Below are 11,299 nucleotides of genomic sequence, written 5' to 3'. Positions count from 1 at the left end.
AGTGAGCTCGGCGTACATCACCATGTCGATCAGGACCACCGCTTCGCGCAGGTCGTCGGCACGGCACACCGCATCGAGCAGCGCACGGTGGAGGTTGGTGCAGCGCACGCCGTGCCTGACCACCACTTCGTCCGGGTGCAGTGCACCGCGGCCGAAGGTGACGCCGGGGCGGTCGCAGCGATAGCTCGGCACCAGGAGTGGGACCGGCAGGGTTCGGCCCGCAGTCGTGGTGCCGTCGACGTACATGGCGCCGGCGAGATGCAGGCTCGCCCATCCGGTCACCGCTCCGCCGGGCGGAAGCAGCGACGCAGCCTCGACGACCCGCTGCGTGGGCTGGTCGAACCCGGCGTCAGCGGGCACGAACAAACCGGGTCCCGTTCGCCGGAACCCTCGTCCTCGGGCCGTGCCCGGAGTCGGTCCCGAGCGGCCGAGTGGGTCCGTGTGCTGCGGCACGGCGAATCGGAACGCGGTCACGCGGGGAGCGGCGGGCACCATGCGCGCGTCGATGAAGGGATCGGGTGGCATCTCCATGATCTTGAGCCTGCCTCGAACCGAGGTCGCGTGCGGGCGTCATCCACAGACACCGGGCTGGTACGACGACCCGAGCGCGACCCGGACGCGTTGAGTGCACGATTTGTGTCGAGATTCGACCAGAAGTCGACACAAATCGTGCACTCAACGCCCGAGCGGCAGACGGACGAGGGCCAGACAGTCAGACAGCCAGACGGCCCGCCGCCAGACGGGCCAGACGTCAGCGCGTGACGTCGGGGTGCGTGCGGAACCACTCGATCGTGCGCCGCAGCCCCTCCTCGGCGGAGACCTGAGGGCTCCAGCCCAGTTCGCGCTGGGCGAGGGTGATGTCGGGACGCCGGACGGTCGGGTCGTCGACGGGACGCTCGATGTGCACCGTCTCGGAGGTCGAGCCGACCAGCTTCACGATCCATTGGGCCAGGTCGAGCATCGAGATCTCGTGCGGGTTGCCGATGTTCATCGGCCCCGAGTGGGAGGACCAGGTCAGCGCCAGGATGCCGTCGACCAGGTCGTCGACGTAGCAGATCGAGCGGGTCTGGCTGCCGTCCCCGGCCAGCGTGATCGGCTCGCCGCGCAGCGACTGGCGCACGAAGTTGGGGATCGCGCGGCCGTCGTTGGGTCGCATCCGCGGCCCGAAGGTGTTGAAGATGCGCACGATGCCGGTGTCGGTGCCGTACGTCGTCCGGAAGCCGGTCACCAACGCCTCGGAGAACCGCTTCGCCTCGTCGTAGACACTGCGCGGCCCGACCGGGTTCACGTAGCCCCAGTAGTCCTCGTGCTGCGGGTGGATCTGCGGGTCGCCGTACACCTCGGACGTCGAGGCCATGACGAAGCGCGCGTCGTTGGCACGGGCCAGCTCCAGGCCGTTCATGGTGCCGAGCGAGCCGACCTTGAGGGTCTCGATCGGGAACTCGAGGTAGTCGACCGGCGAGGCGGGGGAGGCGAAGTGCAGCACCGCGTCCACGGGCCCCTCGACGGGGAGGCCGGCGGAGACGTCGGCCTCGACCAGCGAGAACAACGGGGTTCCCGACAGGTGCTCGACGTTCGACTCCGAGCCGGTGATGAAGTTGTCGACCGCGACCACCTCGTGTCCCTCGCCGACCAGCCGCTCACACAGGTGCGACCCGAGGAATCCGGCGCCGCCCATGACGACGACACGCTTCTGGTTGCTCACGTCGATCTACTCCTCACTACGACCGGGCATGGCGCCCGGAAGATCTGTTGGTACGGCGCCCACGGCGCCGCCCAGCAATGCGTTCAGTGCGGCCTCGAAGTCGGCCACGGGGACGGTGATGTCGTCCTGTACGCCGCCCATCGGGTTGCCCTCGCGGACCGGGCGCGCGGACGTGCCGACCAGATGGGCGTACGTCGACTCCGGGATGTTCGACGCGATCGCCCAGAAGCACTTGTTCAGGTAGCGGGGTGCGAACAGCTCGAGCACGCGCACGCCGGGGGAGCAGAAGTTGAGGTTGGTCAGCGCGGCCCCGTGCGGCGCGGCGATCACCGACGCTGCGGCGAAGTGGTCGATCTGCTCCTGCACCGACAGGGTGCCGCAGTCGATCTTCACGAACCCCTGCTTCTCGAGCACGGCGAAGATCTCGTCCTCGTTGACCAGCCGCCGGGTGTTCTTGCGCGACCCGCGGGTGATGTAGATCCGCGAGGGCAGTGTCGAGGCGGCGGCGCGCGGGGGCAGCGTCGTGGAGAGCCAGCGCGTGGTCCACGGCGGCGCCATCGTGTCGGGGTTCGTCATCGACGGCACCAGCAGGGTGTCCGCGCGCAGCGCCAGGTCGCGTCGCGGGCGCAGGGTCGAGACCTGCGCGAGCCCGAGCTTGTCGAGGAGCTCCTCCTGGTAGCGCGACCCGCGGCTGAGCAGGAAGTGGTCGGGCGGGCCGTCGACCAGTCCGCGTTCCAGCGCCTCGGAGAACACGCCCCACCGCGGCAGCAGGTCCATCACGAAGTGGTAGTAGTTGCCGCCGGTGCCACGAGTCGCCAACGACAGCAGGGATCCGTCGACCGGCGTTGGCTCGGGCATCCGGGTGCGCAGATAGATCGGGTGCTCGCGCCAGCCGGCGACGCCGTAGTACTCCGAGGTCTCGTAGTCGAGCACCCCGCGGGATGTCACGTGGGCCGCGTAGTCACCCACCACGAGTCCGTCGGAGATCGAGAGCAGGAACCGCCGCGGTTCGTCGTACTGCCCCAGGCCCTGCCAGAACCAGTGACCGGTCGGCTCGGTGCGCGGTGCCGGCCGCGCCGGCGCCAGGGGCCGTACGACGACCGCCGGGTCGAGGCGAGCCGTCTCGTCGACGGAGGAGGTGCCGATGTGGGGCAGGCCGGTGCCAGGCCATGTCGACGAGCGGGTGACCGCGCCCAGGCGTCGCGTGGCGAAGCGGTGCGCCCGTTTCACGTGGGGGAATGCGGGCTCGAGCCAGGTGGGGAGTCGTGACACGTCAGCGGGCCAGCCAGACGGTGCCCTGGCGCGGCCCGGCCGGCTCGTGGCGGCGCAGGGTGAAGCCGCACGAGGTGAAGAACGCGTGCAGCTCGTCCCAGGAGTGGCCGGCGACGTCGTGGTACTCCATGACCACCCGCGAGACCGACGCCCAGTCGGCCGGCGAGGAGCCGAGCACGATGTCGTACTCCGCGCCCTCGGTGTCGATCTTGACCAGGTCGACCCGGCCGCCCGCGGCAGCGACGGCGGAGGCGAACGGGACGCACGGCACGGTGACGACGGTGCCGCCGGGGGCGGTCAGTCCGTTCAGCCCGGAGGCCTGGCCGTTGTCGTTGAACGAGATCTCGCCCTCGTGGTCGGAGACGGCGGTGGCGTGCACGGTGACCGAGGCGGCGAACCCGTTGTCGGCGACGTTGCGCCGCAGCCACTCCGCGGTCGAGGGCGAGGCCTCGTAGGCGTGCACCTGCACCCGCTTGGCCGCGCGGACCAGCGCCAGCGAGAAGCAGCCGACCTGGCCGCCGATGTCGAGCGCGACCAACGACGGCGGGAGGCCGGAGATGGTCTCCTTCATCCGGTAGGCGTCCTCGGAGAACACCTCGTAGATCGGCACCCGGGCGCCGGCCACGTTCGGGCAGCTGACCGTGCCACCGCCACGCAGCCGATAGGTCAGTGTCGGGCGCGACCACGGCGCCCGGGCCGAGGCCAGGCTGAACAGCAGCGCCGGACCGTTCGCGAACTGCAGGGTCTGCCGAACACGACGGGCGGCGAGGGCGGGGCGACGGCTCACATGATCTCCGGGGTGTGCGTGGGGGCGCGATGCTTGCCCGCGGTGAACGACTGCTCCCAGGCAGTCAGAGTTGTTTCGGTGCGACGAACTGGCGACGGGTCGACGTGGTCGGTCGACGCGTCGTCGGAGGCGGACGGGTCCTCGGAGTCGGAGTAGACCGCGGCCAGGGCCGCCAGGGCCAGGCCGGCCCACACGAACCGGTCCCACAACGAGTTGGTGATCACCGCGACCGCCGCGTAGGACAGTGGCACGTAGCCCAGTCGACGCATCGGGCCGGGCCGGAACAGCGGGACGATCAGGTTCCACAGCACCATCACGAACGCCAGTGCGCCGAAGATGCCGATGCCGACCGCGACCTGCAGATAGACGTTGTGCGCGTCGAGGGCGGTGATGTCGAATCCATTGCCCTGCAAGGGTTTCGCGAGGAACTCCTCGAGCCCGGTGGCGAACGCCTGCTCGCGGGCGAGGTCGGAGTAGGACGCGGTCGAGTCGCCCTTGAGCCGGGCCAGGGCCGAGCTCTCGCCCGCGATCGAGATCAGCCAGTTCAGGGAGGCCAGACCGACGATGGCCGCGGAGACCACGAGATAGGCCGAGAGCGCGGACCGCTCGACCAGTGGGTAGAGCACGGCCAGCATCACCATGCCGAGCAGCGAGGCCCGCGACCCGGACAGGACGGCGCTGGTGATCACCGCCACACCCGCGGCCCAGACCAGCAGCCGCATGCCGGTGGTCTGGTAGCGCGAGTAGAGGTGGATCAGCATGCCGAACGACATCAGCGCCCCGAGCGCGAAGAAGTTCGTGTGCGTGGTCAGCCCCATGTAGCGCCCGTTGGGGTTGGCGCCGACCACGAACCCGCCGGCCAGCGAGATCACCTGACCGGCCACGAACGCCCAGGCCAGCCCGTCGATCAGCTTCAGTGAGGGCCGCCACCACAGGAACAGCAACGGCAGTACGACGACCGCGGAGACCAGCCGGAAGCCGTAGTTGAGCGACATCAGCGGCTCGGCGTTGAGCAGGGAGGCGATCACCGTGGTGACCAGGACCAGGCCGCCGGCGACCGCGAAGCCGATCGGCACCCGCGACTTGCGCATCAGCATGGTCGGCACCAGCAGCGCGAACCCGACCAGGAAGAACAGGTCGCTGAAGGTGACGAACTTGACCGCGTCGGCGGGCCGGACGTCGTTCAGCGGCGCGAAGAGCATCGCGAACAGGAGCGCCAACGTGCCGAGCCGGTCGGTGCCGAGCACGACGAGCATGGTGAAGCCGACGGCGAGCACCCCCGCGGCGATCATCCCGATCGTGCCGAGGGTGCCCAGCGCCAGCAGTCCGAGCAGCACGAGGATGCCCGAACCGAAGGTGGCGGCAGGCTTCACGGCTTCAGCGAGACCCAGCGGCTGGACTTGATCGCCGCGTCGTCCTCGTCGGCGTAGTAGTAGTAATAGTCCTGGTTGCCGCGACGCGGGGCCATGTTGACCACCACGCCGTAGAGCCGGGCGTCGACCTGCTCGATGCGCTGGCAGGCGTCGTGCAGCTGCTCCTTGGTGGTCTTGCCGTGACGGGTGACCAACAGGGCACCGTCGGCGGCGCGGGCCAGGATCGCGGCGTCGGCGACCGGCAGCAGCGGGGGTGCGTCGATGATCACGACGTCATACATGTCGCGCAGCTTCTGGATCAGGTCGCGGGTCGCGTTGGACTGCAGCACCTCGGTCGGGTTCGGCGGGATCGGGCCACCGCTGAGGAAGTCGACGCCGGTGTCACCGTGCTGCTGGATGCTGTCGACCAGCGAAGTCTTGCCGACCAGCACGGTGGTCAGGCCGACCTTGCCCTCGAGGCCGAGCAGCCCGGCGATCCGCGGGCGGCGCAGGTCGCCGTCGACGAGCAGCACCCGGCGCCCGGCCTGGGCCAGCGCCACGGCCAGGTTGGTCGAGGTGGTGGTCTTGCCCTCACCGGGCAGGGCGCTGGTGATCACGAACGACTTCGGGTGCTCGTCGAGGTCGAGGTAGTCGAGGTTGGTGCGCAGCACCCGGAACGCCTCGGCCCGCGGCGCGAAGCCGGTCAGGTCGGTCAGCAGCGGGTGCTTGGGCACATCGGTGTCGTAGCCGATCGACGCGACCACGCCCACGTGGCTGATCTTGCGGATGTCGTCGGCGGTCTTGACCGTGTTGTCGGTGATCTCGCGCAGCACCGCGACACCGAACCCGATGACCAGGCCGATCAGCCCGGCGACGACCAGGTTGAGCAGGGTGCGCGGAGAGACCGCGTCGGCGCTGTAGCTGGCCGGGTCGGCCACGGTCGCGCGGATCGGAGTCGCGGCGCGGTCGGGGGCGTCGACCTTGGTGATGAACTTGACCAGCTGCTCCGAGTGGGCCTTCGCGATCGCCTGGGCGACCTTCGGGTCCGGGTCGTGCACGGTGACGTCGATGATCACGGTCAACGGCTCGACCTCGGCCTTGATCTTGTCGGCGAGCTCCTCGGGTGACTCCTTGAGGTTGAGCTCGTCGATCACCTTCTCCATGATCGCGCGGCTGGTGGCCAGGTCGGCGTACGACGACACGCGGCCCGATGAGACCAGTGACGCGGCGATCGCCTCGGAGGAGTCCTCGACATCGGTCGAGATGAACACCCGCGCGGTCGATTCGTATTGCGGGGTCACCAGGAAGGAGTACGCGCCGGCCGCCACGAGGGCCACCAGGAAGAGGGCCACGATGGTCTTCCACCGTCGCCGGGCAGTGCGCATCAGGTCTTTGAAATCCACGCCGAGCCTTTGGATAGGAGTGCTGTCGTCGAGTAAACGAAGTCTAGGGGCAAGCGTTACTCACGGACGGAGTGTTTCAAGGACCCGTGACCTCGCTCCACATCGTTCGTTGACCTCCGCGAGGGAGCCCCCACCGGGAATGAGGTCGAGCATGACGGAGTTCGCTCCGCGCACGGTCACACTGGACGCTGCCGTCCCGCGCGCTCGCCGGGTCGACACCGTCCTCGGGGAGCAGATCTCGGCCGCCGACCTCGACGTGACGCCACGGCGTACGCCGCTGGCCCGCCGCCTCTCGCGCGTGATGGCGGTCGTCTTCCTCTGCGACGTGCTGGTGCTGGGGTTGACCGCGTTCATCGCGGTCTCGTTCCGTGCCCGGCTCGACGTCGTGATGGACAACGACACCTACCTAGAGTTCGCCGTCCTCAACGGGATGGCCCCGTTCGTCTTCCTGATCTGGCTGGCCTGCCTGGCCCTCGGTGGCGCCTACGCCCGACGCAACCTCGGCGGCGGCACCGAGGAGTTCCGCCGGGTCGCGGTCGCCTCCGCGCTGGCCGTCGGCGCGGTCGGCACCGTCTCGTTCCTCAGCCGCAGCACGATCTCGCGCGGCTACGTCATCCTCTGCTTCGTGGTGGGCACGGTGCTGCTGCTCTCGGTGCGGTACGCCGTCCGCAAGGTGCTGCACCACCTGCGCCAGACCGGCCGGCTGCACGCCCGGGTGATCGCGGTGTGCTCCCCGGCGGCGCTGGACGAGGTGAAGGCCAGCCTCGAGCGGCTCTCCTGGGCCGGCTACACCCTGGTCGGGGCCTGTGTGCCCTCCCATCACCTCGGCGAGCTGGGCGGCGACCCGGCGGTCCCGATCCTCGGCGGCAGTGACGACATCGTGGGCGCCTGCGAGCTGACCGGCGCCGACACCGTGCTGGTGGCCGGCGGCGGGCACAGCTCCTCCCAGGCGCTGCGCCGCATCGGCTGGCAGCTTGAGGACCTCGACGTCGACCTGGTCGTGGTTCCCGGGCTGATCGACGTGGCCGGGCCCCGCATCCACATGCGCCAGGTCGGCGGCCTGCCGCTGGTGCACGTCGACAAGCCGCAGGTCGGTCGCGCCGGCGGGCTGGTCAAGCGCATCTTCGACGTGATCGTGGCCGCGGCGATGCTGCTCGTGGCGGCACCGGTGATGGCCCTGATCGCGCTGGTGATCAAGCTGCAGGACGGCGGCCCGGTGTTCTACCGGCAGACCCGCAGCTGTCGCGACGGCGGCACCTTCGCGATGTTGAAGTTCCGTTCGATGGTGGTCGACGCCGACCGGCGCCTGGCCGAGGTGACCGCGCTCAACGAGACCGACGGTGTGCTGTTCAAGATGAGGGACGACCCGCGGGTCACCCGGTTCGGCTCGTTCCTGCGCAAGTACTCCCTCGACGAGCTGCCCCAGCTGTTCAACGTGCTCTCCGGGTCGATGAGCGTGGTCGGCCCGCGGCCGCCGCTGCCGACCGAGGTCGAGGACTACCCGGTCGACATGCACCGTCGGCTGCTGGTCCGCCCCGGGCTGACCGGGCTGTGGCAGGTCTCCGGGCGCAGCGACCTCCCGTTCGAGGAGGCCGTGCGGATGGACCTCTACTACGTCGACAACTGGTCGTTGATCGGTGACGTGATCATCCTGCTGAAGACGGTCCGGGCCGTGCTGCTCAGCAAGGGCGCCTACTGAGCGACCCGGCGCCCCCGGATAGCCTTGACGGGTGACCTTCCCCGTCCTGTTCGTGTGCATCGGCAACGTGTGCCGGTCACCATTCGGGGAGCGGCTGCTGACCCACCGGCTCGACGAGCTCGGCATCGGTGCCGGCTTCGAGGTGGCCAGTGCCGGGGTGCGGGCGATGAAGGGTCGCGGGATGCACCCGGAGTCGACCCGCACGCTCGAGGCCCGTGGCGGCAGCGCCGAGGGCTTCGTGGCCCGCCAGTTCACGCCGGCCATCGCCGACGGCGCCGCGCTGATCCTGGCCGCCACCCGTGACATCCGCTCGCGTCTGCTGGAGGAGTCGCCGCGCGCGCTGCGGCGTACCTTCACGTTGACCGAGTTCGTCGAGCTTGCGGAGGCCCATCGCGCCGCGGGCGACGTACAACCGGGCAAACGGGCTGATTCGCCAACCCTGCAAGGCGATCAGGCGTTGCACCACCTCGTCGAGGAATGCTCCCGCGGGCGGGGCACGCTGCGCCTGGAGGAGTACGACGTCGCGGATCCGATCGGCCGTTCGCCGGCCACGTTCGACGCCGTGGCCGAGCTGATGACCGACCGCGTGAGTCGCCTGTCGGAGATCCTGCGTGACCCGATCTGACTGGGCGGAGTAGTCCGTTCGGGTGGTGTTTGGTGAGCACCCCCTGACAGACGTCCCAGATTTGCTGTTCGATGCCTGTATTCGGGGGTGGGTCGGTTAATGTTCAGCGCGACAGCCCGTTTGGGGGGCACGAGCGTCCCACTACTTTTTTTGCATGGAGCACACATGAAGCTTCTCTCCGGCCTGGTGGCCGCGTTCCTGCTCGTCACCGGCATCTCGTTCGTCGGCGGCGCAGCGAACGCTGACCCCTACACGCCGTCCATCAACACCTTCGCCGACGCGAAGCCGATCAAGGCCCCGAAGCACGTCGCGCGCATCCGTCTCGCGATCGCCACCAACGGCTTCGGCGTTCCGGACACCCGCACCCAGGTGATCATCCGCAACGCCCAGGGCAAGATCGTCTTCAACAGGTTCCGCTACACGACCGAGCGCTTCACCCGCCTGGGCTTCAGGCTCAAGAAGGGCAAGTACACGATCTCGCTGATCGTGTCCCCGCGCGGCAAGTTCGCCGCGCGCTACAGCACCACCACCGAGCGCACCCGCGTCACCGTGCGCTGACCGCAGCACCTGCTGCACTGCTGAACCCCTGACCACTGCCTCCCGGTGCCAACCGGGAGGCAGTGGCCGTTTCGGGAAAAACCGTCTTGGAAAAGTGATCTGATGCGTCGTCGCTACTGGGTGATCCCTGCCCTCGTTGTCGTCCTTGCCTTCGTGGCCTACGCCGGCTGGCGGGTCTGGCAGGTGCGCAGCGACCTGACCGCCGCGCAGAACGACGCGACCAGGCTGCGCTCGGCGTTGACCGCGGGCGACCAGTCGGCCGCCGAGTCCGCGCTGGCCGACCTCAAGGAGCACAGCACCTCGGCCGCCGAGCGCACCGACGGGCCGCTGTGGTCCACGTTCGGCGTGCTGCCGCTCTTCGGCGACGACGCCGACGGAGTCAAGGTGGTCAGCGATGTGCTGGCCGACCTGTCCGAGAAGGGCCTGCCCCCGCTGGTCGACTCCGCCGCCGACCTCGAGGCGGGCAGCTTCACCCCCCGGGACGGCCGGCTCTCGATCGCGGCGCTGGAGTCCACCCAGGCGCCGATCGACAACGCGTCGGGCTCCTTCACCGACGCCGACGCGCGGCTGTCCAGGGTCGACTCGGAGAACTTCGTCGGCTCGTTCAAGGCGTCCTTCGACGACCTCGCCGATCAGATCCACCGGGCCAGCCGGTCGATGGATGCCGCCTCGACCGCGACCGACGTACTCCCGACCATGCTCGGCAAGGACGGCAAGCGCCGCTACCTGCTGGTCTTCCAGAACAACGCCGAGCTGCGCTCCTCGGGCGGGCTACCCAGTGCCGGCGCGATCGTCACCACCGACGACGGCAAGATCGAGATGGTCCGCCAGGTCACCGCCGGCGACTTCCCCTACCTCGAGGGCAAGCCGCCCACGCCGATCACCGCCGAGGAGACGGCGCTCTTCGGCCGCCAGGTCGGCGACTACTTCCAGGACGCCAACTTCACCCCGCACTTCCCCCGCACGGCCGAGCTGATGGCCGCCCACTGGAAGCGTGAGTTCAAGCAGGACCTCGACGGTGTGATGTCGATCGACCCGGTCGCGCTGTCCTACCTGATGAAGGGCACCGGCCCGATGACCATCGACGGGGTCCAGCTGACCTCCGAGAACGCGGTCGACGAGCTGCTGAACAAGATCTACGTCCGCGTGCAGGACCCGGTCGCGCAGAACGAGTTCTTCGCCCACGTGGCCAAGGCGGTCTTCGACAAGTTCGCCGCCGGCGCCGCGTCGCCGCAGAAGCTGCTCGAGGGCCTGGCCCGCAGCGCCGAGGAGCACCGCCTGCTGGTCACCTCGTTCGACGAGACCGAGGAGGAGGTGATCTCCGACACGGTCGTGGCCGGCCGTTTCCTGGACGAGTCCGACGGCCCGCGGGTCGGCGTCTACCTCAACGACGGCACCGGCTCGAAGATGTCCTACTACCTCGACTACGACGTCTCGGTGCACACCACCGGCTGCGCCAAGGGTGCCCAGCGCTACTCGGGCAAGGTCAAGATGCTCTCCGACACCCCCGAGGGCATCGCCGACCTCAGCGAATACGTCACCGGCCCCGGCGACGCGATCGTGCCCAAGGGCGACATGTTCCTGGCGATGCACATCTATGCCCCCGAGGGCGGTCGCTTCAACGGCGTCTTCCTCGACGGCCAGGAGCTGCCGGTGACCTACCTCGAGCACGAGGGACACGAGGTCGCCTCGCTGTCCTTGCTCTTCCACCCCAACGACCGCCGCGAGGTCACCTTCCGGATGGTCGGCGCCGAGGGCGCCGAGGGTGACACCCGCGTCGACGTCACCCCCGGCACCGCCGCCGAGAACGAGTCCTCCAGTGTCACGTCCAGCTGCTGACCTGGATAGTCCCTGACGTTCGGACCCCCTGAACCCGAGGGGTCCGAACGTCAGGGACT

General features: G+C 69.3%; 9 protein-coding genes and 1 pseudogene. 4 read left to right on the top strand and 6 right to left on the bottom strand.

Annotation, left to right across the window (positions count from 1 at the left end):
* The 6 genes and pseudogenes from NJ4_RS17835 to NJ4_RS17810 form a co-directional block, all read right to left on the bottom strand.
* Positions 1 to 531: pseudogene (locus tag NJ4_RS17835) on the bottom strand (hypothetical protein); the annotation flags it as partial.
* Between the two features lie 220 nt (positions 532 to 751).
* Positions 752 to 1,705 (bottom strand): UDP-glucuronic acid decarboxylase family protein, encoded by a 954-nt coding sequence (locus NJ4_RS17830; RefSeq protein ID WP_245644610.1) that lies wholly within the window; start codon positions 1,703 to 1,705, stop codon positions 752 to 754.
* Positions 1,706 to 1,711: 6 nt separating this feature from the next.
* Positions 1,712 to 2,977, bottom strand: a complete 1,266-nt coding sequence (locus tag NJ4_RS17825) for a glycosyltransferase family 61 protein (RefSeq protein WP_067438105.1) — start codon at positions 2,975 to 2,977, stop codon at positions 1,712 to 1,714.
* Position 2,978: 1 nt separating this feature from the next.
* Positions 2,979 to 3,764, bottom strand: a complete 786-nt coding sequence (locus NJ4_RS17820) for an FkbM family methyltransferase (protein ID WP_067438103.1) — start codon at positions 3,762 to 3,764, stop codon at positions 2,979 to 2,981.
* On the bottom strand, positions 3,761 to 5,137 hold the full coding sequence (locus NJ4_RS17815; protein ID WP_067438101.1) for an O-antigen ligase family protein: 1,377 nt from the start codon (positions 5,135 to 5,137) through the stop codon (positions 3,761 to 3,763). The genes NJ4_RS17820 and NJ4_RS17815 overlap by 4 nt, the downstream gene beginning before the upstream one ends.
* Positions 5,134 to 6,519 carry a polysaccharide biosynthesis tyrosine autokinase gene (locus tag NJ4_RS17810; protein WP_157551203.1) on the bottom strand — a complete coding sequence of 462 codons (1,386 nt, stop codon included), beginning with the start codon at positions 6,517 to 6,519 and terminating at the stop codon, positions 5,134 to 5,136. The genes NJ4_RS17815 and NJ4_RS17810 overlap by 4 nt, the downstream gene beginning before the upstream one ends.
* Before the next feature lie 151 nt (positions 6,520 to 6,670).
* Between NJ4_RS17810 and NJ4_RS17805 the strand changes: the two genes are divergently transcribed.
* The 4 genes from NJ4_RS17805 to NJ4_RS17790 all read left to right on the top strand — a co-directional run bounded on the left by NJ4_RS17805 (position 6,671) and on the right by NJ4_RS17790 (position 11,240).
* A complete protein-coding gene (locus tag NJ4_RS17805) occupies positions 6,671 to 8,218 on the top strand; it encodes a sugar transferase (protein ID WP_067438098.1) in 1,548 nt (515 codons plus the stop codon).
* Positions 8,219 to 8,249: 31 nt separating this feature from the next.
* Positions 8,250 to 8,843 carry an arsenate reductase/protein-tyrosine-phosphatase family protein gene (locus tag NJ4_RS17800; protein ID WP_067438096.1) on the top strand — a complete coding sequence of 198 codons (594 nt, stop codon included), beginning with the start codon at positions 8,250 to 8,252 and terminating at the stop codon, positions 8,841 to 8,843.
* 165 nt (positions 8,844 to 9,008) lie between these two features.
* A complete protein-coding gene (locus tag NJ4_RS17795; protein WP_067438094.1) occupies positions 9,009 to 9,401 on the top strand; it encodes a hypothetical protein in 393 nt (130 codons plus the stop codon).
* Positions 9,402 to 9,503: 102 nt separating this feature from the next.
* Positions 9,504 to 11,240, top strand: coding sequence for a DUF4012 domain-containing protein (locus NJ4_RS17790; protein WP_067438093.1), 1,737 nt, complete (start codon positions 9,504 to 9,506; stop codon positions 11,238 to 11,240).
* The last annotated feature ends 59 nt before the right edge of the window (positions 11,241 to 11,299 follow it).

The sequence above is a fragment of the Nocardioides jensenii JCM 1364 = NBRC 14755 genome (genome assembly GCF_001552535.1).
Classification (GTDB): domain Bacteria; phylum Actinomycetota; class Actinomycetes; order Propionibacteriales; family Nocardioidaceae; genus Nocardioides; species Nocardioides jensenii.
The sequence above is the reverse complement of the archived record's forward strand: the minus strand, read 5'-3'. Positions and strand labels throughout refer to the sequence as shown.